Annotated in this window: 28 protein-coding genes; 21 read left to right on the forward strand and 7 right to left on the reverse strand. The window is 73.6% G+C overall.

Features of this window, described 5'->3' with window-relative positions:
• Positions 1 to 165: 165 nt before the first annotated feature.
• Genes IR170_RS15940 through IR170_RS15950 form a run of 3 tightly spaced genes read left to right on the forward strand, consistent with a single transcriptional unit; the run spans position 166 to position 3,883 of the window.
• Entirely contained in the window at positions 166 to 768 is a 603-nt protein-coding gene (locus IR170_RS15940; RefSeq protein WP_193665674.1) for a 2Fe-2S iron-sulfur cluster-binding protein, read from the forward strand.
• A complete protein-coding gene (locus IR170_RS15945) occupies positions 765 to 1,784 on the forward strand; it encodes an FAD binding domain-containing protein (RefSeq protein ID WP_193665676.1) in 1,020 nt (339 codons plus the stop codon). The genes IR170_RS15940 and IR170_RS15945 overlap by 4 nt, the downstream gene beginning before the upstream one ends.
• Positions 1,781 to 3,883 carry a xanthine dehydrogenase family protein molybdopterin-binding subunit gene (locus IR170_RS15950; protein WP_193665678.1) on the forward strand — a complete coding sequence of 701 codons (2,103 nt, stop codon included), beginning with the start codon at positions 1,781 to 1,783 and terminating at the stop codon, positions 3,881 to 3,883. Before IR170_RS15945 ends, IR170_RS15950 begins: the two co-directional genes overlap by 4 nt.
• A 27-nt stretch (positions 3,884 to 3,910) precedes the next feature.
• Here the strand turns inward: IR170_RS15950 and rpsN are convergent, their stop codons facing one another.
• From rpsN to rpmB, 3 genes are read right to left on the reverse strand one after another with little or no spacing between them, the layout of a single operon-like run.
• Positions 3,911 to 4,216: a 30S ribosomal protein S14 gene (gene rpsN / locus IR170_RS15955; RefSeq protein ID WP_193665680.1), complete on the reverse strand. Its 306-nt coding sequence runs from the start codon at positions 4,214 to 4,216 to the stop codon at positions 3,911 to 3,913.
• Between the two features lies 1 nt (position 4,217).
• The gene (rpmG, locus tag IR170_RS15960; protein WP_056863273.1) at positions 4,218 to 4,385 is read right to left on the reverse strand and encodes a 50S ribosomal protein L33; all 168 of its coding nucleotides are present in this window, start codon (positions 4,383 to 4,385) and stop codon (positions 4,218 to 4,220) included.
• Positions 4,385 to 4,621, reverse strand: coding sequence for a 50S ribosomal protein L28 (rpmB, locus tag IR170_RS15965; protein ID WP_193665683.1), 237 nt, complete (start codon positions 4,619 to 4,621; stop codon positions 4,385 to 4,387). The genes rpmG and rpmB overlap by 1 nt, the downstream gene beginning before the upstream one ends.
• 64 nt (positions 4,622 to 4,685) lie before the next feature.
• Here rpmB and IR170_RS15970 point away from each other — a divergent pair, with 64 nt between their 5' ends.
• The 4 genes from IR170_RS15970 to ykgO are packed head-to-tail and all read left to right on the forward strand — an operon-like array spanning position 4,686 to position 6,365.
• On the forward strand, positions 4,686 to 4,964 hold the full coding sequence (locus IR170_RS15970) for a type B 50S ribosomal protein L31 (RefSeq protein ID WP_056863271.1): 279 nt from the start codon (positions 4,686 to 4,688) through the stop codon (positions 4,962 to 4,964).
• Complete coding sequence (locus IR170_RS15975) at positions 4,961 to 6,034, forward strand: CobW family GTP-binding protein (RefSeq protein WP_251535090.1); 1,074 nt, start codon at positions 4,961 to 4,963, stop codon at positions 6,032 to 6,034. Before IR170_RS15970 ends, IR170_RS15975 begins: the two co-directional genes overlap by 4 nt.
• Entirely contained in the window at positions 6,034 to 6,246 is a 213-nt protein-coding gene (gene rpmF, locus IR170_RS15980) for a 50S ribosomal protein L32 (RefSeq protein ID WP_193665685.1), read from the forward strand. The genes IR170_RS15975 and rpmF overlap by 1 nt, the downstream gene beginning before the upstream one ends.
• Positions 6,243 to 6,365 (forward strand): type B 50S ribosomal protein L36, encoded by a 123-nt coding sequence (gene ykgO, locus IR170_RS15985; RefSeq protein WP_056863268.1) that lies wholly within the window; start codon positions 6,243 to 6,245, stop codon positions 6,363 to 6,365. Before rpmF ends, ykgO begins: the two co-directional genes overlap by 4 nt.
• Positions 6,366 to 6,378: 13 nt before the next feature.
• Here ykgO and IR170_RS15990 read toward each other — a convergent pair whose 3' ends face one another.
• Entirely contained in the window at positions 6,379 to 7,161 is a 783-nt protein-coding gene (locus IR170_RS15990) for an enoyl-CoA hydratase/isomerase family protein (RefSeq protein ID WP_193665687.1), read from the reverse strand.
• Positions 7,162 to 7,386: 225 nt separating this feature from the next.
• Between IR170_RS15990 and IR170_RS15995 the strand changes: the two genes are divergently transcribed.
• Together IR170_RS15995 and IR170_RS16000 are read left to right on the forward strand one after the other, a co-directional pair.
• Positions 7,387 to 8,388: an ATP-binding cassette domain-containing protein gene (locus IR170_RS15995; RefSeq protein ID WP_193665689.1), complete on the forward strand. Its 1,002-nt coding sequence runs from the start codon at positions 7,387 to 7,389 to the stop codon at positions 8,386 to 8,388.
• Positions 8,385 to 9,188: an ABC transporter permease gene (locus tag IR170_RS16000; protein WP_056863265.1), complete on the forward strand. Its 804-nt coding sequence runs from the start codon at positions 8,385 to 8,387 to the stop codon at positions 9,186 to 9,188. The genes IR170_RS15995 and IR170_RS16000 overlap by 4 nt, the downstream gene beginning before the upstream one ends.
• 67 nt (positions 9,189 to 9,255) lie before the next feature.
• On the opposite strand, the gene IR170_RS16005 is transcribed toward IR170_RS16000, so the two are convergent.
• Both IR170_RS16005 and IR170_RS16010 read right to left on the reverse strand, forming a co-directional pair.
• Complete coding sequence (locus IR170_RS16005) at positions 9,256 to 10,194, reverse strand: 3-hydroxyacyl-CoA dehydrogenase (RefSeq protein ID WP_193665691.1); 939 nt, start codon at positions 10,192 to 10,194, stop codon at positions 9,256 to 9,258.
• Positions 10,191 to 11,075 (reverse strand): SDR family oxidoreductase, encoded by an 885-nt coding sequence (locus IR170_RS16010; protein WP_227489400.1) that lies wholly within the window; start codon positions 11,073 to 11,075, stop codon positions 10,191 to 10,193. Before IR170_RS16010 ends, IR170_RS16005 begins: the two co-directional genes overlap by 4 nt.
• Here IR170_RS16010 and IR170_RS16015 point away from each other — a divergent pair.
• Entirely contained in the window at positions 11,035 to 11,892 is an 858-nt protein-coding gene (locus IR170_RS16015) for an amidohydrolase family protein (RefSeq protein WP_193665693.1), read from the forward strand. The genes IR170_RS16010 and IR170_RS16015 overlap by 41 nt on opposite strands.
• A 12-nt stretch (positions 11,893 to 11,904) precedes the next feature.
• On the opposite strand, the gene IR170_RS16020 is transcribed toward IR170_RS16015, so the two are convergent.
• On the reverse strand, positions 11,905 to 12,675 hold the full coding sequence (locus IR170_RS16020; RefSeq protein WP_193665696.1) for a FadR/GntR family transcriptional regulator: 771 nt from the start codon (positions 12,673 to 12,675) through the stop codon (positions 11,905 to 11,907).
• Positions 12,676 to 12,776: 101 nt separating this feature from the next.
• On the opposite strand from IR170_RS16020, the gene IR170_RS16025 reads away from it, so the two are divergent.
• From IR170_RS16025 to IR170_RS16075, 11 genes are all read left to right on the forward strand, one after another.
• Complete coding sequence (locus IR170_RS16025; RefSeq protein WP_193665698.1) at positions 12,777 to 13,826, forward strand: sugar ABC transporter substrate-binding protein; 1,050 nt, start codon at positions 12,777 to 12,779, stop codon at positions 13,824 to 13,826.
• Positions 13,823 to 14,914: a mandelate racemase/muconate lactonizing enzyme family protein gene (locus tag IR170_RS16030; RefSeq protein WP_319805122.1), complete on the forward strand. Its 1,092-nt coding sequence runs from the start codon at positions 13,823 to 13,825 to the stop codon at positions 14,912 to 14,914. Before IR170_RS16025 ends, IR170_RS16030 begins: the two co-directional genes overlap by 4 nt.
• A gap of 56 nt (positions 14,915 to 14,970) precedes the next feature.
• Entirely contained in the window at positions 14,971 to 16,050 is a 1,080-nt protein-coding gene (locus tag IR170_RS16035; RefSeq protein WP_319805123.1) for an ABC transporter permease, read from the forward strand.
• Positions 16,047 to 17,030 carry an ABC transporter permease gene (locus tag IR170_RS16040; RefSeq protein WP_193665699.1) on the forward strand — a complete coding sequence of 328 codons (984 nt, stop codon included), beginning with the start codon at positions 16,047 to 16,049 and terminating at the stop codon, positions 17,028 to 17,030. Before IR170_RS16035 ends, IR170_RS16040 begins: the two co-directional genes overlap by 4 nt.
• The gene (locus tag IR170_RS16045) at positions 17,027 to 18,568 is read left to right on the forward strand and encodes a sugar ABC transporter ATP-binding protein (RefSeq protein WP_193665701.1); all 1,542 of its coding nucleotides are present in this window, start codon (positions 17,027 to 17,029) and stop codon (positions 18,566 to 18,568) included. The genes IR170_RS16040 and IR170_RS16045 overlap by 4 nt, the downstream gene beginning before the upstream one ends.
• 92 nt (positions 18,569 to 18,660) lie before the next feature.
• Positions 18,661 to 19,509 (forward strand): fumarylacetoacetate hydrolase family protein, encoded by an 849-nt coding sequence (locus IR170_RS16050; protein WP_193665703.1) that lies wholly within the window; start codon positions 18,661 to 18,663, stop codon positions 19,507 to 19,509.
• Positions 19,509 to 20,279 (forward strand): SDR family NAD(P)-dependent oxidoreductase, encoded by a 771-nt coding sequence (locus IR170_RS16055; RefSeq protein WP_193665705.1) that lies wholly within the window; start codon positions 19,509 to 19,511, stop codon positions 20,277 to 20,279. The genes IR170_RS16050 and IR170_RS16055 overlap by 1 nt, the downstream gene beginning before the upstream one ends.
• Complete coding sequence (locus tag IR170_RS16060; RefSeq protein ID WP_193665707.1) at positions 20,276 to 20,596, forward strand: L-rhamnose mutarotase; 321 nt, start codon at positions 20,276 to 20,278, stop codon at positions 20,594 to 20,596. The genes IR170_RS16055 and IR170_RS16060 overlap by 4 nt, the downstream gene beginning before the upstream one ends.
• Entirely contained in the window at positions 20,589 to 21,623 is a 1,035-nt protein-coding gene (locus IR170_RS16065) for an aldo/keto reductase (protein WP_193665709.1), read from the forward strand. The genes IR170_RS16060 and IR170_RS16065 overlap by 8 nt, the downstream gene beginning before the upstream one ends.
• Positions 21,620 to 22,906: an enolase C-terminal domain-like protein gene (locus IR170_RS16070; RefSeq protein ID WP_193665711.1), complete on the forward strand. Its 1,287-nt coding sequence runs from the start codon at positions 21,620 to 21,622 to the stop codon at positions 22,904 to 22,906. Before IR170_RS16065 ends, IR170_RS16070 begins: the two co-directional genes overlap by 4 nt.
• A gap of 25 nt (positions 22,907 to 22,931) precedes the next feature.
• Positions 22,932 to 23,729 carry a (Fe-S)-binding protein gene (locus IR170_RS16075; RefSeq protein ID WP_193665763.1) on the forward strand — a complete coding sequence of 266 codons (798 nt, stop codon included), beginning with the start codon at positions 22,932 to 22,934 and terminating at the stop codon, positions 23,727 to 23,729.
• Positions 23,730 to 23,778: the final 49 nt, after the last annotated feature.

The raw sequence follows: 23,778 nt of genomic DNA on the forward strand, positions 1-23,778 counted from the left end.
CGCGCCGCACCCTCACCGTCCCACCCGCGCGGGTGGGAGCCGACCCGGCCGCCGCACCGGTGTCCATGGGAGCGCGGGTCCCGTTCACCCCCGCGGGTGGACGCTGCGGGGCGCCCGGGAGGCAGAGTCGAGGAGGCCACCCTGGCACCCCACGGAAGGCGGCCCATGGACACCTCCATCACGCTCACCGTCGACGGCAGCGAGCACACGCTCGACGTCGACACCCGCACGACGCTGCTCGACGCCCTGCGCGAGCGGATCGGCGCGACCGCCCCCAAGAAGGGCTGCGACCACGGCCAGTGCGGCTCGTGCACCGTGCTCCTCGAAGGGCGCCGCCACCTCACCTGCCTGGCCCTCGCCGTGGCCCACGACGGCGACGAGATCGTCACCGCCGCCGGGCTCACCGGCTCCGCGGCCGACCCGGCCTCCCGTGGGGAAGACGCGCTGCACCCCGTGCAGCAGGCCTTCCTCGACCACGACGGCTACCAGTGCGGCTACTGCACCCCCGGCCAGATCTGCTCGGCCGTCGGCGTGCTCGACGAGGCGAAGCAGGGCCACCCCAGCCACGTGACCGACGACCTCGAGGTCGGCGGTGACGTCGAGCTGACCGACGAGGAGATCCGCGAGCGCATGAGCGGCAACCTGTGCCGCTGCGGCGCCTACGTCGGCATCCTCGACGCCGTGCGCCAGGCCGCGGGCCAGACCCCCGGCCGGGGCGTCGATCCCGCCCGCCACACCCACGACCACGAGACGGAGGGCGCCCGGTGAAGGAGCTCACCTACGTCCGCGCCGACGACGCCGCCTCCGCGGTCGCCACCGTCAGCGCCGACCCCCACGCCCGCTTCCTCGGCGGCGGCACCAACCTGGTCGACCACCTCAAGCTGGGGGTGGCGACCCCCTCGACCCTGGTCGACGTCAGCCGGCTCCCGCTCGACACCGTCGAGGTCCTCGAGGGCGACCGCGGCGGGCTGCGCATCGGCGCCAACGTGCGCAACAGCGACCTCGCCGCCCACCCGGTGGTCCGCAGCACCTTCCCGGCGCTCTCGCGCTCGCTGCTCGCGGGCGCCTCGGGCCAGATCCGCAACCAGGCCACCACGGGCGGCAACCTGCTGCAGCGCACCCGCTGCGTCTACTTCCAGGACGTCACCACGCCGTGCAACAAGCGCGAGCCCGGCTCGGGCTGCTCGGCGCTGGAGGGCTACGGGCGCTACAACGCCATCCTCGGCACGAGCGCCGACTGCGTCGCCACCCACCCCTCCGACATGGCCGTGGGCCTGGCCGCCCTCGACGCCGACGTCGTCGTGCTCGGCCCCGACGGGGAGCGGCGCGTGCCGCTCGCCGACCTGCACCGACTGCCCGGTCACCACCCCGAGGACGACACCACCCTGGCCCACGGGGAGCTGATCACGGCCGTCGAGCTGCGCGGCAGCGAGCTGACGCGGCACTCGACGTACTACAAGGCGCGCGACCGCGCGTCCTACGCCTTCGCCCTGGTCTCGGTGGCCGGTGCGCTGGAGCTCGACGGCGACGTCGTGCGCGACGTGCGCATCGCCTGGGGCGGCGTGGCCCACAAGCCGTGGCGAGCCACGGTGGCCGAGCAGGCCCTGCGCGGCGAGGTCTACAGCGAGGACGCCGTGCGCGCCGCCGCGGCCGAGGAGCTGCGCGCGGCCGAGACCGGCGACGACAACGCGTTCAAGGTCGCCATGGTCCGCAACGCCACCGCGCTGGTGATGCACCAGCTCGCGTCGAAGCAGCAGCACCCCCAGCAGGGAGGCACCCGATGACCCAGCAGGCCACCCCCGTCGAGGCACGCTCGATGGGCACCCACCTCGACCGCGCCGACGGCCGGGAGAAGGTCACCGGCCACGCCCGCTACGCGATGGAGCACGGCGCCGACGACGGCGTCGAGGCCCCGCTCACCGCCTGGCTCGTGCAGTCGACGATCGCCCGCGGCCGCGTCGTGCGCGTCGACCCCGCCGCGGCGCTCGCCCACCCCGGCGTCGTGAGCGTGCTCGACCACGAGTCGGCGCCGCGCCTGGCCGACACCGAGGACCGTGAGCTGGCGATCCTCCAGGACGACCGGGTCGGGCTGCGAGGCCAGATCGTCGCGGTCGTGCTCGCCGAGACCCCCGAGGCCGCCCGCGAGGGCGCGCGCCTGGTGCACGTCGCCTATGACGAGGAGCCCCACCGGGCCTCCCTCGAGGGCGCCGAGACCTACGCCCCGGAGTCGGTCAACGCCGGCCACGAGACCGACTGGGCCGACGGCGACGTCGCGGCCGCCTTCGCCGGGGCCGCGGTGGTCGTCGACCAGCGCTACTCCACCCCCCACGAGCACAACAGCCCGATGGAGCCCCACGCCGCCACGGCGCTGTGGGACGGCGAGCGGCTGACGCTGTGGGACTCCACCCAGGCCGTCCACGCGGTCGCGAAGACCTTCGCCCCGATGCTCGGTCTCGAGGCCGCGCAGATCACCGTGCGGGCGCCCTACGTCGGCGGCGGCTTCGGGAGCAAGGGCCTGCCCCACGCCCCCGAGATGGCGGCCGCCCTGGCCGCGCTGTCGGTGCCGGGCCGGCCGGTCAAGCTGGCGGTGACCCGCCAGCAGATGTTCGCGCTCACCGGCTACCGCACCGAGACGGTCTCCCACGTGCGCCTGGCCGCCGAGCCCGACGGGCGGCTGCTGGGCATCGAGCAGCACGCGGTGAGCCAGACCTCGGCGATCAAGGAGTTCACCGAGCAGACCGCCACCGCGGCCCGCATGATGTACGCCGCGCCCGCCCGCGCGACGACCCACCGGGTGGCCGCGCTCGACGTGGCGGTGCCGTCCTGGATGCGCGCGCCCGGCGAGATGCCCGGCATGTTCGCCCAGGAGGTCGCCATGGACGAGCTGGCCTTCGCCTGCGAGGTCGACCCGATCGAGCTGCGCGTGCGCAACGAGCCCGACGCCGACCCCGAGACGGGCAACCCGTGGAACAACCGCCGCCTGGTGGAGTGCCTCGAGCGCGGCGCCGAGCGCTTCGGCTGGGCCGGTCGCCCGTCGGCTCCCGGCACCGTGCAGGACGGCGACTGGTGGGTCGGCACCGGCGTGGCCGCGGCGACGTACCCGACGCTGTGGATGCCGGGCAACACCGCACGCGTGGAGTCGCTCGGGGGCGGCCGCTACGCCGTGTCGATCGGCGCCGTCGACATCGGCACCGGCGCCCGCACGGTGCTGGTGCAGATCGCCGCCGACGCCCTGGGCGTCGACCCCGCCGCGGTCGACCTCCACATCGGCGACACCGACCAGCCCGCGGCCACGGTGGCCGGCGGGTCGGCCGGCACCGGGTCGTGGGGCACCGCGATCGTGCAGACCGTGCAGCAGCTGCGCGCCGACCACGGCGAGCACCCCGACGCCGGGGTGGCCTCGACCGCGACGGCCGAGGCCTACCCCGACATGGACCGCTACGCGCTGCACTCCTTCGGCGCGGTCTTCGCGGAGGTCCGCATCCACCGCTGGACCGGCGAGCTGCGCGCGCCGCGGCTGCTCGGGGTCTACTCCTCGGGTCGGGTGGTCAACCCGATGACCGCCCGCTCGCAGTTCTACGGCGGCCTGGTCATGGGCCTCTCGGGCGCGCTCTTCGAGGAGTCGGTGCGCGACCCGCGCTTCGGCCACGTCGTCACCCAGGACCTCGCGACCTACCACGTGGCCTCGCACGCCGACGTGCACGGCATCGAGGTCGAGTGGCTCGCCGACGACACCGACACCCTCGCCACGCCCTTCGGCGGGCGGGGCATCGGCGAGATCGGCATCGTCGGCACCGCGGCGGCCGTCGCCAACGCCGCCTGGCACGCCACCGGCATCCGCGTGCGCGACCTCCCGGTCACCGCCGACCGCTTCGTGCGCTGATCCGATCGCCCGGGGCGACGCCGGGGGTCACCAGCTGGAGGTGGTGATCCCCGGCAGCTCGCCGCGGTGGGCCAGCGCCCGGAAGGTGATCCGCGAGACCCCCGCCTTGCGCAGGTAGCCGCGCGGGCGGCCGTCGACCTGGTCGCGGTTGCGCACGCGCACCGGGGAGGAGTCCCGCGGCAGGCGCGAGAGCGCACGCACGGCGTCGGCCAGCTCCGCGGAGCCCGGCTCGGCCCGGCGCACCCGCTCCTTGAGGGCGGCGCGCCTCTCGGCGTACCGCTCGACGGTGCGCCGACGGCGGGCGTCGGCGGCGATCTTCGCGGTCGTAGCCACCTCAGCGCTCCTCGCGGAAGGCCACGTGGCGGCGCACGCGGGGGTCGTACTTGCTCAGCTCGAGCCGGTCGGGGTCGTTGCGCCGGTTCTTGCGGGTGACGTAGGTGTAGCCGGTGCCCGCGGTGGAGCGGAGCTTCACGACCGGGCGGATGTCGCTGCCGCGTGCCATCAGAGCCTCCCGCCCCGGCGCTGGATGTCGGCGACGACCGACTCGATGCCGCGGACGTCGACGACCTTGATGCCGCGCGCGCTGAGACGCAGTGTCACGGTGCGGCCCAGGCTCGGCACCCAGTAGCGCTTCTTCTGGACGTTGACGTCGAAGCGCCGGTTGGTGCGCCGGTGCGAGTGCGAGACGTGGTGGCCGAAGCCGGGCTGCCGCCCGGTGACCTGGCAGGTGCGGGACACGGGTCCTCCTGGTGATGGGCTAGAGTGATAACGATTCTCATTCTAAGCACTCCAGGAGGACCCGTTGAGACCCGGCATCCACCCGACCTACGACCTGGTCGCCTTCCGTGACCGCTCCACCGGCGACGTCGTGCTGACGCGCTCGACGCTGGCCGAGCGCGCGGCCGGCGAGGGCGGCACCGTCGAGGTCGACGGCGCGACCTACCCCGTGGTCGACGTCGACGTGAGCAGCGCCAGCCACCCGTTCTGGACCGGCAAGGGGCGCGTGCTCGACAGCGAGGGCCGCGTCGAGGCCTTCCAGCGCCGCTACGGCGCCCGCGCCGGAGGGGGGCGGTCGTCGTGAGGACACCCGTCGTCCTGGTCACGGGCGTCTCGCCCGACGCGATGGACGCGACCCTGGTGAGCCTGCAGTGGGACCTGCCGCAGGCCGTCGCCGTGCGCCACCACATCGACGTCGAGCGGCAGCTGCTGACCCGGGTGGTCAGCGACGTCACCGGCGTGCTCGACCGCGCCGAGGTCGACCTCGAGCACGCCTGCGTGAGCTGCGCGCTGCGCGAGGACGTCGTGCCGACCATCGAGCGGCTGGCCCGCGACGGGCGCTGGGGCACCGTCGTCGCGCACCTGCCGGTCGGTGCCGACGCCGCGCAGGTGTGCCACGTGCTGACCTGGGACGCGCGCCTGGCCCGCCACCTGCGCGTCGCCGGGGTCGTGACCGCCGTCGCCGGCCCCACCGTGGTCGACGACCTGCTCGGCGACGCACTGATGGCCGAGCGCGGCGTCGCGACGTCCCACGAGGACGAGCGCGGCGTCGGCGAGGTCGCCTCGGGCATGGTCGAGCACGCCGACGTCGTCGTGGTCACCGGCGAGCGCGAGCCCGCGGGCCTGGCCCTGCTGCGCACGCTGGCGCGGCCGGGCGCCCGCGTCGTCGCAGGCCCCGAGCTGCTCGACGGCGCGCTGGTCGCGGGCGGGCTGCACGACCACGCCGCGACCACCGCCTGGGCCTCGCCCTACCGCACCCAGGACGTGCCCTCCCCCGACGTCCCCGACGTGTGGCAGGTCGACCTGCGCTCCGACCGTGCCTTCCACCCCGACCGGCTGCTGGAGGGCCTCGAGGACCTCGGCAGCGGACGCCACCGCTCGCGCGGCTGCTTCTGGCTGCCCACCCGCCCCGGGCGAGCGCTGGAGTGGGACGGCGCCGGCGGCCAGCTCAGCATCGGCGCCGGCGAGTCGTGGGGCCGTCGCCCCGCGCAGACCCGCCTGGTGCTCACCGGCGTCGGCGCGCGGCCCGACCACCTCGAGGAGGCCTTCGAGGCCCTGCTGATGACCACCGCCGAGGAGGCCTCCGGGCAGTCGTGGCAGCGTCCGGTCGACGGCTTCGAGCCGTGGCTGGGCCCCGTGAGGGAGATCGCCTGATGGCCGTGCCGAAGCGCCGCACCTCGCGCAGCAACACCCGTCACCGCCGCTCGCAGTGGAAGGCGAACCCTCCCGCCCTCGTGCCGGTCACGGTCGCCGGCGAGGAGCACCTCGTGCCCCGGCGCCTGCTCCGTGCCGTCGAGCGCGGCCTGGTCGACCCCGCCACCGGCGCCCCCACCCGCGTCCGCACCTCGGGGGGAGGTGAGAGATGAAGGTCCGCAACTCGCTGCGCTCGCTGAAGCAGCAGCCCGGGTCGCAGGTCGTCCGCCGCCGCGGCCGCACCTACGTCATCAACAAGCAGAACCCCCGCCTCAAGGCCCGTCAGGGCTGAGCCCGCGCGGCGGCTAGCGGCCCTCGAAGGTCGGGCGCCGCTTGGCCAGGAACGACGCCACCGCTCCGGCGTGGTCGGTCGTGGCGCCGAGGCGCACCTGCGCGGCCGCCTCGGCCGCGAGGGTCTCGGCCAGCGGGCGGCCCGCGGCGGCGTCGGCGAGCAGCCGCTTGGACTCGGCGTACGCCGCCGTGGGCCCGGCCGCCAGCCGCCGCGCCAGGGCGGTCGCCTCCTCGAGCAGCGCGTCGGGCTCGACGACGCGGCCGCCCAGGCCCCAGGCCACGGCCTCGTCGGGCCCGAAGGGCTGGGCCAGCAGCACGAGCTCCCGGGCGCGCTGCTCGCCGACCGCGCGCACCAGCGTGGTCGACAGGCCCGAGTCGCAGGTCAGGCCGATCCCGGAGAAGGCCGTGCCGAGGCGGGCCGTGGTGCTCCACAGCCGCAGGTCGCAGGCCAGGGCCAGCCCCAGGCCCGCCCCGACGCAGGGGCCGGCCACGGCCGCCACGACCGGCTTGGGCATGGTGGCCAGCGCGGTCACGACCGGGTTGTAGTGCTCGGTGACGGTGTCGAAGGCCGGACCCTCGGCCAGCGCGGCGGCGTGCTCGGCGAGGTCCTGGCCGACGCAGAAGGCCTCCGGACCACCGGTGAGCACCACCGCCCTCACCCCCTCGTCGGCGGCGACCTCGCCCAGCGTCTCGCGCAGCGCGACCTTGAGCGCGAGGTCGAGGGCGTTGCGCTGGGCGGGCCGGTCGAGCACGACGGTCGCGACGGCGCCGTCGCGCTCCAGGCGCAGGGGGTGCATGGCGGGCTCCTCGGTGGTGGGTCCCCGACCGTCCGGTCGGTGGACGGCGGCCGGCCGACGACGCTGCCACGCCGTCCGGCTCGGCGCAACGCCGACCGGTCGCCGGCCGGGGCCGGCCGGGGCCGGCCGGGGCCGTCAATCCGCTGGCGACTGTCGGTGCCGCGCGCGATGATTCTCGGCGTCGACCCGGGTCCACCTCGCGTCGGCACCCGAGGAGAGGACCCCATGTACGAGATGATCCGCGCCACCGGCCTGGTGAAGCGCTACAAGGAGGTCGAGGCCCTGCGCGGGCTCGACCTCGCCGTGCCGGAGGGCACCGTGCTGGCGCTGCTCGGGCCCAACGGTGCCGGCAAGACCACCGCGGTGCGCGTCCTGGCCACCTTACTCAAGCCCGACGGCGGCAGCGCGCAGATCGCGGGCGTCGACGTGCTCGCCGACCCCGAGGGCGTGCGCTCGCGCATCGGCCTGTCGGGGCAGTACGCCGCGGTCGACGAGCACCTCACGGGCTACGAGAACCTCGAGATGGTCGGCCGGCTCTACGGCCTGGGTCGCGCCCGCGCCCGCACCCGTGCGCGCGAGCTGCTCGAGCGCTTCGACCTCGCCGACGCCGGCGACCGGCCCTCGAAGACCTACTCCGGCGGCATGCGCCGGCGCCTCGACCTGGCCGGCGCCCTCGTGGCCGAGCCGCCCGTGCTGATCCTCGACGAGCCGACCACCGGGCTCGACCCGCGCAGCCGGCAGCAGATGTGGGACGTCATCCGCGAGCTGGTCGCCTCCGGCGCCACCCTGCTGCTGACGACGCAGTACCTCGAGGAGGCCGACCGCCTCGCCGACGACATCGTGGTCATCGACCACGGCAACGCCATCGCCCGCGGCACGGCCGACGAGCTCAAGGCCCAGACCGGCGGGGAGCGGATCGAGATCGTCCTGCGCGACGCCGCCGACCGCGAGACGGCCCAGCGGGTGCTCGAGCGGGTCGCCGTCGGCGGCGTGTCGGTCGGCGACAACGGCCGGGCCCTCACCGCGGCCGTCGACCGCGGCGCGTCCGCGCTGCTGGAGGTGCTGCGCGACTTCGAGGAGCACCGCGTGGAGGTGCTCGACGTCGGCCTGCGCCGGCCCACCCTCGACGACGTCTTCCTGACCCTCACCGGTCACGCCACCTCGGCCACGCCCGGTTCACCGGCCGCGACCGACGACTCCCCGACCCCGACGGAGGCCCTCCGATGAGCACCATGACCCGCGCCGCCACCGACGGCTGGGTGGTCGCCAAGCGCAACCTGATCAAGATCAAGCGGGTGCCCGAGGTGCTCGTCTTCGTGCTGATCTCGCCGATCATGTTCGTGCTGCTCTTCGCCTACGTCTTCGGCGGCGCCATCTCCCCCGAGGGCGTGGACTACAAGGAGTTCCTGGTGCCGGGCATCTTCGCCCAGACGGTGGTCTTCGGCGCCACGTTCACCGGCGCCGGCCTGGCCGAGGACATGCAGAAGGGCATCATCGACCGCTTCCGCTCACTGCCGATGTCGTCGTCGGCGGTGCTCGTGGGCCGCACGACCTCCGACGTGGTCTACAACGTGCTGTCGGTGGTGATCATGTCGCTGACCGGCCTGCTCGTGGGCTGGCGCATCCGCGACGGGGTCGTCGACGCGCTGCTCGCCTTCGGCCTGCTGCTGCTCTTCGCCTACGCGATCAGCTGGGTGATGGCCTGGGTCGGCCTGCTCGTGCCGAGCGTGGAGGTCATCAACAACGCCTCGTTCATCGTCATCATGCCGCTGACCTTCGTCTCCAACGCGTTCGTGCCCACCGAGAGCTTCGGCTCGGTGCTGCGCACGGTGGTCGAGTGGAACCCTGTGTCGACGCTGACCCAGGCCGTGCGCGAGCTCTTCGGCAACGTGCCGGCCACCGCCCCGCCCCAGGAGGCGTGGTCGATGCAGCACCCGGCGCTCTACACGCTGCTGTGGGTCCTGCTGATCCTGGTCGTCTTCGTGCCGCTCTCGGTGCGGCAGTACCGCCTCTCGACCAGCAAGTAGCGCCGCCGGGCCGGCCCTCGCGGCCGGCCCGGCGGGAGCCCCCGGATCGGAGGTGCGCCAGGGGGTCTCAGGAGGTCGCGGACCCGCCGTCGAGGAAGCGGCGCAGCGCGGCCAGACGTCCGTCGCGCCAGCGCCGTCGCGCGTCGAGGTCCTCGCGCGGCAGCACCGCCGCCCGGTCGGCGGCCAGCCCGGCGTCCAGCACCTGCTGCCAGTCCACGGGCTCACGCTGCTCACGGGCCAGGCGGGCGTACATCGGTCCGTAGCGCTGGACGTAGTCCTCGATCCCTCCCGGGGCGTTGAGGTCGATGGTCTCCATCACCCCCAGCGTGAGCCACCGCGGGGCGAGCGCTCCCCGCACGGCGCGGTCGACGTCGGTCGCATCGACCACCCCCGACCCCACGAGCCGGAACGCCTCGTGGATCAGCGCCGACTGCAGCCGGTTGACCACGAAGCCGTCGATCTCGGCGGCGAGCTCGATCGGCTCCATGCCGGCGTCCTCGAGCAGATGCCGCGTCGCGGCCATGGCCTCGGCGCCGGTCCACGGGGCGGGCACGAGCTCGACGGCGGTGTGCAGGTGCGGCGGGTTGAACGGGTGCGCGACCAGCGTGCGCTCGCGGCCCGGCACCGACGCGGTGAACGACGACGGCACCAGGGCCGAGGTCGACGAGGCGATGACCGCCGTGGCCGGGGCGGCCGCGGCGATCGCGGCGAAGACCTCGGCCTTGACCGTGGCGTCCTCCACCACGCACTCCTGCACGTGCACGACGTCGCTCACGGCGGCGGCGAGGTCGGTGGTCAAGGTGACGGTGTCGGGCACGGGCCGCGTCTCGACGTCGCTCCAGAGCGCGGCGATGGTCTCGCCCGCGCGGTCCAGCGCCGCTTGATCGGTGTCGACCACACGCACCGGATGTCCGGCGCGCGTCCACACCACCACCCACCCCAGACCGACGAGGCCGGCACCGACGACGGCGACGGGGCCCGGCGCGGGACCCGACGAGGCGCTCACAGGTACTCCACGTTGCCGCAGATGCTCAGCGACTGCCCGCTGATGGTGCGCGCGGCCGGCGAGACGAGGTAGGCGACGAGGAGCGCGACCTCCTCCTCGCTGACCTTGGTCCGCAGCGAGGTCTTGGCGAGCAGCACCTGCTCGACCTGCTCGAAGTCGGCCCCCGTGGCGTCGGCCCGGGCCTGCGTGGTGCGGTTGAGCCGGTCGCTGTCGACGAATCCGGGCAGCACCGAGTTGACCCGCACGCCCTCGGGCCCCAGCTCGCGGGCCAGCGACTCGGTCAGACCGCGCAGCCCGAACTTCGCGGCGTTGTAGGGCGCTCGCAGGGCGTAGCCCAGTCGTCCGGCCACCGAGGAGATGTTGACGATGCTCCCGGCGCTGGCCCGCAGCATCGGCGCCGCGTCGCGGGCGCACAGGAAGGCGCCGGTCAGGTCGACCTCGAGGGTGCGGGACCAGTCGGGCAGGCTCACCTGCTCAACCGGCGCCGTGGGGCCGGCGATGCCGGCGTTGTTGACCAGCACGTCCAGACCGCCGAGGGTGCTCTGGACCTGGCTCATCAGGGCGGCCACGTCGGCCTCGTCGGAGACGTCGCACCTGGTGGCCGAGCGGCCCGGGCGCGCCGCCAGGAACGCCTCGAGGCGACCGGCGTCGGTGCCGCACACGTGGACCCGCGCGCCTGCGGCCTCCAGGACCTCGGTCACGGCCAGCCCGATGCCCGAGGTGCCCCCGGTGACGAGGACGCGCAGTCCCGGCGCGGGTCGCAGGGTGGCCAGGGGATCGGTGGGGGCGTCGGACGCCAGCGATTGACTCATGGTGCGATGATATGATGAATTGCTCGATGTGACCAGGATCATCGACGCCCACCACCACGTCTGGGACATCGCCCGCTATCCGCAGACGTGGATGTCGCCGGCCCAACGTCAGGTGATCGGCCGCGACCGGCTCCTCGCCGACTACGAGGCCGAGGCGGCGGCCGCCGGGGTGTCCGGGTCGGTGCTCGTGCAGACGGTGCGCGACCCTCGTGAGACCCCCGAGTTCCTGGCGCTCGCGGCCGACTCGCCCCTGGTGCTGGGGGTCGTCGGCTGGGTGGACCTCGACGCCGGCCCGCAGCAGGTCGCGGCTCAGGTGGAGGCACTGCGGGTCCTCCCCGGCGCCGAGCGGCTGGTGGGCGTGCGCGACCAGAGCGCCGATCGGCCCGATCCCGCCTGGGCGCTCTCCCCCGAGGCGGGAGCACTCTTCGCCGCGTGCGGTGCGGCCGATCTGGTGGTGGACCTGCTGCTGCGACCGGACCAGGTGCCCGCCGCGACCGTCGCCGTGGAGCGGCACCCGGAGACGCGCTTCGTCCTCGACCATCTGGGCAACGTCGACCTCGACACCACCTCGACCGACGCCTGGGGCGCGTCGCTCGAGCGACTGGCCGCCTCGTCTCACGTGGGCGTCAAGCTCTCGGCCGTGGCGGCGCGGGCGGTCGATCCCGACGACGTACGCCGACGTCTCCCCGGGGTCGTCGCGACCGCGGTCGAGCTGTTCGGGGCGGGGCGCGTCCTCTTCGGCAGCGACTGGCCCGTCTCCCAGATGTCCCTGTCCTACGCCGAGGTCGTCGAGGTCACCTCCCTGGCTCTCGAGGAGCTCGGCGACGACGATCGCCGGGCGGTGTGGGCCGACACCGCCACCGCGTGGTACGGGCTCGACCGCTGAGGCCGACGAGCCTCAGTCGACGCGGGGCGACGGCGCCGGTCGCCTGCGCTGCCAGGAGTCGATGATGTGCTCGTCCATGGCCCGCGAGGCCAGCTCGGCGTCGCCGGCCCTGACGGCGTCGAGGATGCGCCGGTGGGCGCCGTGCGTGATGCGGATGTGCTCGGTCGACGGATCGCCGACGTAGCGCAGGCTGCGGTAGGCCTCGACCGTGAGGTTGTGCACCATCGCGCGACCGAGCCGGTTGCGGGAGGCGACCATGATCGCGTCGTGGAACGCCACGTCGGCCTTCAGGTAGGCCGCGGCATCGTCCATGCTGGCATCGAGGTCACGCATCCGCTGCTCGATCACGTCGAGCTCGGCGGCACTCACGTGCGCCGCCGCCTGGGCGGCCATGCGCGACTCGAGGGTCCGACGCACGTCGACGACGTCCTCGAGGATGGCGTTGTCGGCGTCGTGCCGCACGGCCGCCGACAGCACCGCCGGGTTCACCAGGTCCCAGTCGGCCATGGGCCTGATGCGCGTGCCCTGCCCCTGCTGGACGGTGACCAGTCGCATGGCCTCGAGCGCCTTCACCGCCTCGCGCACCACCGTGCGTGAGACGCCGAAGGTCTCGCACAGCACCGGCTCGGTGGGGAGCGCCGCTCCGACAGGCACCTCCCCGCTCACCAGACGGTCGACGAGCTCCTCGACGAGCACCGTGGCCAGCCGTCGCGGGCGCTTGGGCCATGGCATGGCCGCGCTCGTGCCCATGTCGTCGCCAGCGGCCCACGCAGTGCTTTCCATTGCCCGAGCATAAGCCATGACGACGCTTGACAGAATACGTATGACGTCTGATGCTGTGTCCCACGTCACCCTGACGGGGTGCAGTCCAAAGGAGCACACGCATGAACGTTCGTCGCAGTGGGACCGCCGCGGTCGCTGTCGTCTGCCTGGCCGTCGCCGCCGGTTGCGCGAAGCAGGACGCCGGATCCTCCGCGTCCAGCGCCGCCGAGGCCCTGTCGGCCGACCAGGTCAAGGTCGCCCTCGTACCCGGCGGCCCGCACCCCTACTTCCAGCCCTGGAAGGACGCCGGCGCCGCCGAGGGTCAGGAGCTCGGCCTCGCCGACGTCACCTTCAACGAGACCGCGGCCTGGGACCAGACCAAGCAGAACGACGTCCTCAGCTCGCTGGCGGCCCAGGGCTACAACGCCTTCGGCATCTTCGGGGTCTCGCCCGAGAACATCAACTCCACCTTCGCCGACCTGACCGACCAGGGTTTCCAGGTCGCGTCCCTCGCGTCCTGCCCGGCCGGCGACACGAACGAGGCCGCCTTCTGCCTGGCCACCGACGTCGAGGTCGCCGCCTACCGCGCGGCCCAGGCCGCGATCGACGCCATGGGCGGCTCCGGCGCCTTGGTCCACCTGACCGGCAACCGGGTCGACTCCAACACCCAGCGACGCATCGCCGGCGTCGAGAAGGCCGTGGAGGAGACCGACGGGGCCGTCGAGCTGGTCCAGACCGTCACCGACATCGACGTCGACCTGCAGTCGGCCCAGCGGGCCGTCGCCGACCTGCTCGCGGCGCGCGGCAACGACATCGACGGCATCGTCACCACGGCGTACAACCCGGCCGTGGCCGCGGCCGAGGGCGTCAAGTCCGCCGGCTTGCCGACCAAGGTCGTCGCCATCGACGACGACCCGTCCATCATCAGCGGCATCGAGGACGGCTCGGTGGCCGCCACCGTCACCCAGAACCCCGTGGGTCAGGCCACCGTCGGCACCTACGCCCTGGCCAAGCTGCTCGAGGGCTGCACCATGAGCGAGCCCGGCGCGGTCATCGACTCCGGCTCCTTCGTCGTCACCAGCGACAACGTCGAGACCTACGACACCGAGCGCGAGGCCAAGACCGACGAGCTCATGACGGCGTTCGACGACCAGTACCTCAGCTGCTCGTGAGGGCGGTCGTCACCGGCGCCGAGGCGTTGCTCGTCGACCTCCCGGTCGAACAGCCCCGCACCGACGCGGTCCAGTCGTTCGTGAAACAGGAGACCGTGATGGTCGAGCTCACCACCGACGACGGCGCCAGCGGCCTCGGTTACAGCTACACGATCGGCACCGGTGGCACTGCCGTGCTCGCCATGCTGCGCGACCACCTGCTCCCGGCCCTCGTCGGTCAGGACGCGGAGCGCATCGAAGCCGTGTGGGCCCGGCTCCTCGCCGGCACCAGGGCCACCGCGGTCGGCGCGATCACCTCACTCGCCCTCGCTGCGATCGACACGGCCCTGTGGGACCGCCGCTGCCGCACCCTGGGACTGCCGTTGTGGGTCCTGGCCGGCGGCGCCAAGGACCGCATCCGCGTCTACGACACCGAGTCGGGCTGGCTGCACCTCCCGCTGGAGGAGCTCGTGACCGGGTGCGCCACGGCCGTGGCCGCGGGCGCGGGAGGGGTGAAGGTCAAGATCGGCAGGCCCTCGCGTGCCGAGGACGCGGAGCGGCTGCAGGCCGTGCGGGACGCCATCGGCCCCCACGCCGAGCTCATGGTCGACGCCAACCAGGCCTTCGACCTGGGCGAGGCCCTGCTCCGGGCCCGCGACCTCGAGGCCGTGGGCGCGGCGTGGTTCGAGGAGCCACTGCCGGCCGACGACGTCCGGGGCCACGAGAGGCTGGCGGCGGCGACCTCGGTCCCGGTCGCCGTGGGCGAGTCCCTGTACTCCCCCGGTCAGTTCGCCGAGTACCTCGCGCGCGGGGCCGCCACGGTCGTGCAGCCCGACGTGGCCCGGGTCGGGGGCATCACGCCATGGCTGCGCATCGCCCAGGCCGCCCAGGCCCACCACGTGCCTGTGTGCCCGCACTTCCTCATGGAGCTCCACGTGAGCCTGTGCGGTGCGGTCGGCGGGTCGGGGTGGTTGGAGCACATCCCCCAGCTGCGGGCCATCACCCGCGACGAGCTGCGCATCCAGGACGGCTCGGCGCTGATGCCCGAGCACCCCGGTCTGGGCATCGACTGGGACCGCGACGCCATCGACGGGATGCGGGTCGCGTGAAAGAGACGAGAGAGGTCGACGTGCAGGCCGAGACGGAGCCGAGGAAGGAGACAGAGGTGGACGCCAGCGACACGCGCCGCAGGGTGCGCCGACGAGGGGTGGAGGAGCCGCCACCGGGGGCCTCCCCCACGCCACGGCTGCCCTGGTGGGCCAATCCCCGGGTGGGCCTCGTGGTGGTCATCGCCGCGCTGGTCGCGCTCTTCAGCAGCGCGCGACCGGCGTTCCTCGACGTCGACCTGACGCTCGTGCCCCTGCAGCGCGACATCAGCGTCTTCGTCGTCGTCGGCCTGGCCCAGCTGGCCGTGCTGTCGCTGGGCCACATGAACCTCGCCGTCGGGCGCATGGCCGCGCTGTCGGCCTTCGCCGCGGGCCTGGCCTACGACCGCTTCGACGCCCCCCTGGTGGTGGGCCTCGTGGTCGCCCTGGTCGTCGGCGCCGCGATCGGCGCTGTCGCCGGCGCGATCATCACCGCGACCGGGGTCAACTCCTTCGTCGTCACCCTCGCCCTCGACTTCGGCCTGCTCGGCGTGGTGGCGCTCCTCTACGACCGCTTCGCCGGTGGTGTGGCCTTCTCGACCCGGCCACCCGGCATGGACGAGCTGCGCTCCGACACCTTCTTCGACTACTGCATCGGGCCCGTGTGCGGCCCGCCCGTGCCCCTGCTCCTCCCCTTCGCCCTGGTCGCCCTCGTGCTGGTCGGGCTGTTCTTCGGGCGCAGCCGCAACGGTCGCGAGGTCCTCATGACAGGCGCCAGCCTGCGCGCCGCGCGACTCAGCGGCATCCCGGTGGGTCGCCGCGTCGTCACCGCCCACGCCCTGTCGGGCCTGCTGGCCGGACTCGCGGGCTTCATGCTGGCGATGACCAACGGCGCCTTCTCCGCCAGCATCGGCGACTCCTTCCTGCTGCCGTCGTTCCTCGCGCCCGTCCTGGGCGGCACGCTGCTGGCCGGCGGCGCCGTGAGCGCCCTCGGCACTGCGCTCGGGGCCACCTTGACCTCGGTCATCCAGAAGGGCCTCAACCTGCTGCAGTTCGAGGCCGACGCGCTGCAGATCTTCATCGGGGTCGTCCTGCTGGTCGCCCTCTCCCTGGACCGGGTCCGCCAGGTCTTGGCCGAGCGACGGGGGGTCCGCGCATGAGCGCCACCTTGGAGTCGGAGGTCCGCACCCGACGCGGTGTGACCACCTCGCTGCACCGCACGGAGCTGGTGCTCGCCGCGGTCGCCGTCCTCGGGTTCACCGCCCTCGCGGTCACCACCCAGGGCAACATCCTGCAGGCCGGCACCCTGCGCGCCGTCCTGCAGTTCCTCGCCGTGCCGATCGTCATCGGCCTGGCACAGATGGTCGTCCTCGCCGTGGGCCAGATGAACCTCTCCGTCGGCGTCCTCACCGGGTTGTGCGCGATGGTCTCGGCCTCGTTGATGTCCGACACCGGACTGCCGCCGTGGCTGGCCATCCCGGCCGGTCTCGCCGTCGGCGCCCTCGTCGGCCTGGCCAACGGCGTGCTGGTCGTGCTCACCCGGATCAACGGGTTCATCGTCACCCTCGCCACCATGTCGGTGGTCTCGGGCCTGCGCTACGGCATCAACGGCACGGGCACCTACCAGGACTACTCCCCCGGCCTGGTCGCCCTGGGACGAGCCGACGTGCTCGGCCTCCCCGTGGTGTTCCTGGCCGCGATCGCCACCGCCGTCGCCGTCTGGGTGTTCTTCGCCCGCAGTGTCGCCGGGCGCATGCTGCTGGCCAGCGGGGGCAACCCGTTCGCCGCCCGGCTCTCGGGGATCTCCAACGACCGCAGCCTCGTGGTCGCCCACACCCTCTCGGGCCTGCTCGCCGGCGTCGCCGGCGTGCTGGTGGTGGCCCTCGCGGGCAGCGTCAACGCGAGCGTCGGTGACGACCTGCTGCTGCCCAGCTTCGCCGCTCCCATCATCGGCGGCGTCGCCCTGACCGGCGGCGTGGTCAGCGTGCTCGGCACGTGCCTGGCGGCCTTCATCGTCCGCCTCGTCGACGTCGCCCAGGCCCAGTACGGCATCAACCCGCGCTGGGTCGACCTCGTGGTCGGCGCGGTCGTCCTCGGCGCGGTCCTCGTCAGTCAGCGTCGCGGAAGGGGCTCCTCATGAGAGTCGTGTGCACCCAGCTGGTGAAGCTGTTCCCGGGCGTGCGCGCCCTCGACGGCGTCGACCTCGACCTGCGCCCCGGCACGGTCCACGCCCTCCTGGGCGAGAACGGCGCCGGCAAGAGCACCCTGATCAAGGTCCTCACCGGCGTCCACAAGGCCGACGGCGGCACCGTCCTGGTGGGCGAGGGCGACGACGAGCCCGACCGCCCGGTCGTCTTCTCCGGTCCCTCCGACGCCCAGACCGCCGGGATCGGTGTGGTCCACCAGGAGCGCAACCTCGTGCCGGCCTTCTCGGTGGCCGAGAACATCGCGCTGCAGGCGCTGCCCTCCCGGGCGGGTCTCGTCGACAGGGCCGGTGTGCGCGAGATCGCCCGGCGCTGCCTCGCGATGCTCGACCTCGACCTCGACCTCGACCGTCCGGTCGCCGAGCTCTCGGTGGCCCACATGCAGCTGGTCGAGATCGCCAAGGCGCTGGCCACCGACAGCCAGGTCCTGCTCCTCGACGAGCCCACCGCCTCCCTGACCGCCGAGGAGGCCGACCGTCTCTACGACGTCGTGCGGCGCCTGCGCGAGCAGGGCCACGTCGTGGTGCTCGTGACCCACAAGCTGGAGGAGGTCTTCGCGATCGCCGACGTCGTGACCGTCCTGCGCGACGGCCGCAGCGTCGCCGGGTCGGTGCCGCTGAGCAGCCTGACCCGCAGCGACGTCGTCGACCTCATGGTCGGCCGGGCCCACACCGAGCGGGAGCTGCAGGCACGCGAGGTCGACCGGTCCACGACGCCCGCGCTGGAGCTGCGGGGGGTGTCGACCTCGGTGGGCCACCGCGACGTCGACCTCGCCGTGCACCGCGGTGAGATCGTGGGCCTCTACGGCCTCGTCGGCGCCGGTCGCAGCGAGTTGGTCCGCGCCCTGCTGGGCCTGGACTCGGTCACCGGCGGATCGGTGCTCGTCGACGGGCGGTCGGTGACGATCCGCTCGGTCGGCGACGCGCTGCGCCGCCACCGCATCGGCTACGTCACCGAGAACCGCAAGGAGGAGGGGGTCTTCCTCACCCAGACCGTGACCCGCAACGTCGCGGTCACGGTGTGGGACCGCCTGGCCCGCCTCGGTCTGGTGGCCGAGCGCCGCGAGCGCGACCTGCTCGCGACGTACCAGGAGCGCCTGGGCATCCGGCTCTCCGGGCCCACCCAGCTCGCCGGCCAGCTCTCCGGCGGCAACCAGCAGAAGATCAGCCTCGCCAAGTGGCTGGCCGCAGACTGCTCGGTCCTCGTGATCGACGAGCCCACCGTCGGGATCGACGTGCGGACCAAGGCGGCCTTCCACGAGCTGATCGTCCAGCTCTCCGAGCAGGGGCTGGCCATCCTGCTCATCTCCTCCGACCTGCCCGAGATGGTCGCGCTCGCCGACCGGGTCGCGGTGATGCACGAGCGACGCCTCACCGGCGAGGTCGAGAACAGCCACGACTACGCCGCCATGAGCGGCCGGATCATCCGGCTCGTCCACGGCGAGCAGGCCGCGGACGCCCCTCCCGCCGCCTGAGCACGGCCCCTACGGGTGCTCCCACGGGGCGGCCCGGCAGTGACGCACGGCGGACACACGAGACACACCAGACAACCCAGACAGGACGAACGATGAAGCTGGCACGAGTAGGACAGGCGGGCGCCGAGCGTCCCGTGGCCCAGGACGCGCAGGGCGCCTGGCGCGACCTGACGGGCACGGTCGACGACCTCGACGCCCGCAGCCTGGGGGCCGAGACGCTGCAGCGGGTGCGGGCCGCGCTCGACGCGGGGGACCTCCCCGTGGTCGAGCAGCCCGACCGCTTCGGGCCTCCGGTGGCCGGGATCGGCAAGATCGTGTGCGTGGGGCTGAACTACAGCGACCACGCCCGCGAGACCGGCGCGACCGTCCCCTCCGAGCCCGTGCTGTTCATGAAGGCACCCGACACCGTCGTCGGTCCTGACGACGAGGTGCTGGTGCCCCGGGGCAGCGACCGCACCGACTGGGAGGTCGAGCTCGCCGTCGTCATCGGCCGCACGGCCGCCTACCTGGGCTCGGCCGAGGAGGCCGCGGACCACGTGGCCGGCTACGCCATCAGCCACGACGTCTCCGAGCGGACCTTCCAGCTCGAGCGCGGTGGTCAGTGGGACAAGGGCAAGAACTGTGCGACTTTCAACCCCTTCGGTCCCTGGCTGGTCACCGCCGACGAGGTCGGGGACCCCCAGGCCCTCGGCCTGCGACTGTGGGTCAACGGCGAGCTGAAGCAGGACGGCACGACCTCCGACATGGTCTTCGGGGTGCACGAGATCGTCCGCTACGTCTCGCAGTTCATGACCCTCTACCCCGGCGACGTCATCAACACCGGGACACCGGCCGGGGTGGCCCTCGGCGTCCCCGGTACGCCGTACCTGTCGGCGGGCGACGTGGTCGAGCTCGAGATCGACGGCCTCGGTCGCCAGCGCCAGCAGCTGGGGAGCGCCTGATGAGCGGCGAGTTCGACGGGCTGACCGCGCTGGTCACCGGCGGCGCCTCGGGCATCGGTCTGGCCGTGGCGCGGACCCTGGTCGCGCGCGGCGCGCGGGTGGCCGTCCTCGACCGCGACGTCACACCGGTGGCCGGGGAGGACCTGGTGGCCGTCACCGCCGACGTCACCGACAGCTCCGCCGTCGAGGCGGCCGTCGCCTCGGCAGTCGAGCAGCTGGGCGGTCTGGACGTCCTGGTCAACAACGCCGGCGTCGGAGCGGCCGGCTCCGTGGCCGACGCCTCCGACGAGGAGTGGCACCGGGTGCTCGACGTCAACGTCGTGGGCACGGCCCGCGTCTCGCGCGCGGCCCTGCCGGCGCTGCGCGCCTCCTCCCACGCCGCGATCGTCAACACCTGCTCGATCGCCTCCACCGCCGGGCTCCCGCAGCGCGCCGTCTACTCCGCGAGCAAGGGGGCGCTGCTCTCGCTCACCCTGGCCATGGCCGCCGACCACCTCCACGAGGGCATCCGCGTCACCGCCGTCGCCCCCGGCACGGCCGACACACCCTGGGTGCAGCGGCTGCTCGGCGCGGCCGAGGACCCCGCCGGCGAGCGCGCCGCCCTCGAGGCACGTCAGCCGCACGGCCGCCTGGTCTCCGCCGACGAGGTGGCCCACGCCGTCGCCTTCCTGGCCTCCCCGCTCTCGGCCTCGACCACCGGCACCGTGGTGGCCGTCGACGGCGGCATGGACCGGCTGCGGCTGCGGCCCCCCGCCCCGGAGGCGTCGTGACGCGCGTCGGGCAGGTGGTGCGCCTGCGCCCGGAGAAGGAGGAGGAGTACCTCCGCCTGCACGCCGACGTGTGGCCCGAGGTCACCGCACGCCTCAGCGCCAGCGGCATCACCAACTTCTCCATCTTCCTGCGCGACGGGCTGCTCTTCTCCTACTTCGAGCACGTCGGCGACGACCTCGAGGCCGACCTGGCCGCGGTGGCCGCCGATCCGGCGACCCAGCGCTGGTGGCGCCTCACCGACCCCTGCCAGCAGCGCGTGGACAGCGCCCCCGACACCCAGTGGGCGCCCCTGCGGGAGGTGTTCCACCATGACTGAGCCCACCGGGACCGAGCCCACGACCGAGCCCACGGCAGAGCCCACGGCCGGGCCCGCGCTCGAGCGGCGCCCGCTCGGGCGCACCGGCCTCGAGGTCAGCGTCATGGGCTTCGGCGGCGCCAGCATCGGCAACCTGTTCCGAGCCGTCGACGACACGACCGCCCACGACGCCGTGGACGCGGCGTTCGACGCCGGCGTGCGCTACTTCGACACCGCGCCCCACTACGGCGTCGGTCTCTCCGAGCGCCGGCTCGGACGCGCCCTGGCGCAGCGCCCGCGTGAGGACTACGTGCTCTCCACCAAGGTGGGGCGTCTCCTCGTGCGCAACGAGCAGCCGACCGGGAGCGACCTCGAGGCCGGCTTCGACACCCCCGACGACCTGCGGCGGGCCCTCGACTACTCCGCCCTCGGCGTGCGCCGCAGCCTGGAGGAGAGCCTGGAGCGGCTCGGTGTCGACCACATCGACGTCGTGCTGGTCCACGACGCCGACGACCACATGGACCAGGCCCTCACCGAGGCCCTGCCCGAGCTGGCGCGGCTGCGCGACGAGGGCGTCATCGGGGCCGTCGGCGTGGGGATGAACGGCTGGCGCGAGCCGCTGCGCTGCGTCGAGGCCGGTCTGGTCGACGTCGTGATGCTGGCCGGCCGCTGGACGCTGCTCGACCGCACCGGCGAGCCGCTGCTCGAGGCGTGCGCCGAGCGCGGGGTCGCGGTGCTCGCGGCCGCTCCCTTCAACTCGGGGCTGCTCTCGCGCGCCGAGCCGAGGGGCGACTCGCACTTCGACTACGCCTCTCCCGACCCACGGCTGCTGGAGGCCGCCCGCCGGCTCGCCGACCTGGCCCGCGAGCACGGCACGACGCTGCCGCACCTCGCCCTCCACTTCCCCCTGCGCCACCGCGCGGTCGCCTCGGTGGTGACGGGGCAGGCCAAGCCCGCCCACGCCACCGCCTCCGCCGCCTGGCTCGCCACCCCCGTGCCCGAGGCCGTGTGGCCCGAGGCCGACTCGATCGTCCAAGGAGTGCTATGAGCACCGTCAGCTCGCTCGACATCAGCGACATCCGGTTCCCCACCTCGCGAGAGCTGGACGGGTCGGACGCGATGAACCCCGACCCCGACTACTCCGCCGCCTACGTGCGCCTGCGCTGCGACGACGACTCGCAGGGCGACGGCTTCGTCTTCACGATCGGTCGCGGCAACGAGGTCGTGGTCGCCGCCCTCCAGGCGCTGGCCCCGCTCCTCACCGGCCGCAGCGTCGGCGGCCCCCACGAGCTCGCGGAGACCTCGCGCGCCCTCCTGCACGACAGCCAGCTGCGCTGGCTCGGCCCCGAGAAGGGCGTCATGCACATGGCCATCGGCGCGGTGGTCAATGCGCTGTGGGACCGGCAGGCCCGCGCGGCCGGAGCGCCGCTGTGGGAGTACCTCTCGTTCCTCTCCCCCGAGGAGCTCGTCGACCAGGTCGACTTCCGCTACCTCACCGACGCGCTCGACCGGGAGCAGGCCCTCGACATCCTGCGCGCCGCGGAGCCGGGCCGGGAGCAGCGCGCCGGTCTGCTGCGCGCGCAGGGCTACCCGGCGTACACCACCTCTCCGGGCTGGCTCGGCTACAGCGACGAGAAGATGATCCGCCTGGCCGAGGAGGCCGTGGCCGAGGGGTTCACCCAGATCAAGCTCAAGGTCGGCGCCGACCTCGAGGACGACGTGCGACGCCTCAAGCTGGCCCGCGAGGCCGTCGGACCCGACATCCGGATCGCCATCGACGCCAACCAGCGCTGGGACGTCGAGGACGCTGTGACCGCCGTGCAGCGCCTCGCACCCTGGGACCCCTACTGGATCGAGGAGCCCACCAGCCCCGACGACATCCTGGCCCACGCCACGATCCGACGTCAGGTCGGACCGGTGAAGGTCGCCACCGGCGAGCACGGCCAGAACCGTGTGATCTTCAAGCAGCTGCTCCAGGCCGGGGCCATCGACATCCTCCAGCTGGACTCGGCGCGCGTCGCCGGCGTCAACGAGAACCTCGCGATCATCCTGCTGGCCGCTCGATTCGGCGTCCCGGTGTGCCCCCACGCGGGCGGCGTGGGCCTGTGCGAGCTGGTCCAGCACCTCTCGATGTTCGACTACGTCGCGGTGAGCGGCACCCAGGAGGACCGCGTCGTGGAGTACGTCGACCACCTCCACGAGCACTTCGCGGACCCGGCCGTCGTCCGCGGCGGCCGTTACGTCACCCCGACCGCTCCCGGCTTCTCCGCGCGGATGCTCGACGCGAGCCGGACCCGCTACGCCTACCCCGACGGCGCGGCATGGGCCTGAGGAGCATGACGTGCGCGTCGCGCTGATGGTGACCTGTGTCAATGACGCGATGTTCCCCGAGACGGGGCAGGCGGTGGTGCGGCTGCTGCGGCGTCTGGGGGTCGACGTCGACTTCCCGGCGGCGCAGACGTGCTGCGCGCAGCCGATGGTCAACACCGGGTACCTGGACGAGGCGGTGCCGGTGGTGCGGACGTTCGTGGAGGCCTTCGCGGGCTACGACGCGATCGTGACGCCGTCGGGCTCGTGTGCGGGCTCGGCGCGTCACCAGCACGGCATCGTGGCGCGGCGCAGCGGCGACCGGGCGCTGGAGCGGGCGGTGGAGGCGACCTCGCCGAAGGTCTACGAGCTCTCGGAGTTCCTGGTCGACGTGCTGGGGGTGACCGACGTGGGGGCCTACTTCCCGCACCGGGTGACTTACCACCCGACGTGTCACTCGCTGCGGATGCTGGGGGTGGGTGATCGCCCGCGTCGGTTGTTGGAGGCGGTGCGGGGGATCCGGCTGGTCGACCTGCCGGGCGCGGAGGAGTGCTGTGGCTTCGGGGGGACCTTCGCGGTCAAGAACGCCGACACCTCGGTGGCGATGGGCTCGGACAAGGCCCGTCATGTGCGCGAGACCGGCGCGGAGGTGATGGTGGCCGGTGACAACTCGTGCCTGATGCACGTCGGTGGCCTGCTCTCGCGGGAGCGCTCAGGGGTGCGGGTGATGCACCTGGCCGAGGTGCTGGCCTCCACCGAGGAGGGTGCTGTGCTGGCCGCTCCTGCCGAGGCCACCCCGGTCCAGGCCCCGACCCCGACCTCTGGCCCGAGTGGAGATGTCGCATGAGCCGCACGTTCGTGGGCATGCCGCCCTTCCCGAGTGCCGCGCGCGAGGC

It is taken from the genome of Nocardioides kribbensis (genome assembly GCF_015070375.1).
Lineage (GTDB): Bacteria > Actinomycetota > Actinomycetes > Propionibacteriales > Nocardioidaceae > Nocardioides > Nocardioides kribbensis.

Bases quoted from the DNA above. Each gene is read 5' to 3' on its own strand.
- IR170_RS15940 (WP_193665674.1), top strand. From the start codon at position 166: ATGGACACCTCCATCACGCTCACCGTCGACGGCAGCGAGCACACGCTC.
- IR170_RS15950 (WP_193665678.1), top strand. From the start codon at position 1,781: ATGACCCAGCAGGCCACCCCCGTCGAGGCACGCTCGATGGGCACCCAC.
- rpmG (WP_056863273.1), bottom strand. From the start codon at position 4,385: ATGGCACGCGGCAGCGACATCCGCCCGGTCGTGAAGCTCCGCTCCACC.
- rpmF (WP_193665685.1), top strand. From the start codon at position 6,034: ATGGCCGTGCCGAAGCGCCGCACCTCGCGCAGCAACACCCGTCACCGC.
- ykgO (WP_056863268.1), top strand. From the start codon at position 6,243: ATGAAGGTCCGCAACTCGCTGCGCTCGCTGAAGCAGCAGCCCGGGTCG.
- IR170_RS15990 (WP_193665687.1), bottom strand. From the start codon at position 7,161: ATGCACCCCCTGCGCCTGGAGCGCGACGGCGCCGTCGCGACCGTCGTG.
- IR170_RS15995 (WP_193665689.1), top strand. From the start codon at position 7,387: ATGTACGAGATGATCCGCGCCACCGGCCTGGTGAAGCGCTACAAGGAG.
- IR170_RS16000 (WP_056863265.1), top strand. From the start codon at position 8,385: ATGAGCACCATGACCCGCGCCGCCACCGACGGCTGGGTGGTCGCCAAG.
- IR170_RS16010 (WP_227489400.1), bottom strand. From the start codon at position 11,075: ATGTCCCAGACGTGGTGGTGGGCGTCGATGATCCTGGTCACATCGAGC.
- IR170_RS16020 (WP_193665696.1), bottom strand. From the start codon at position 12,675: ATGGAAAGCACTGCGTGGGCCGCTGGCGACGACATGGGCACGAGCGCG.
- IR170_RS16025 (WP_193665698.1), top strand. From the start codon at position 12,777: ATGAACGTTCGTCGCAGTGGGACCGCCGCGGTCGCTGTCGTCTGCCTG.
- IR170_RS16040 (WP_193665699.1), top strand. From the start codon at position 16,047: ATGAGCGCCACCTTGGAGTCGGAGGTCCGCACCCGACGCGGTGTGACC.
- IR170_RS16045 (WP_193665701.1), top strand. From the start codon at position 17,027: ATGAGAGTCGTGTGCACCCAGCTGGTGAAGCTGTTCCCGGGCGTGCGC.
- IR170_RS16050 (WP_193665703.1), top strand. From the start codon at position 18,661: ATGAAGCTGGCACGAGTAGGACAGGCGGGCGCCGAGCGTCCCGTGGCC.
- IR170_RS16055 (WP_193665705.1), top strand. From the start codon at position 19,509: ATGAGCGGCGAGTTCGACGGGCTGACCGCGCTGGTCACCGGCGGCGCC.
- IR170_RS16065 (WP_193665709.1), top strand. From the start codon at position 20,589: ATGACTGAGCCCACCGGGACCGAGCCCACGACCGAGCCCACGGCAGAG.
- IR170_RS16070 (WP_193665711.1), top strand. From the start codon at position 21,620: ATGAGCACCGTCAGCTCGCTCGACATCAGCGACATCCGGTTCCCCACC.
- IR170_RS16075 (WP_193665763.1), top strand. From the start codon at position 22,932: ATGGTGACCTGTGTCAATGACGCGATGTTCCCCGAGACGGGGCAGGCG.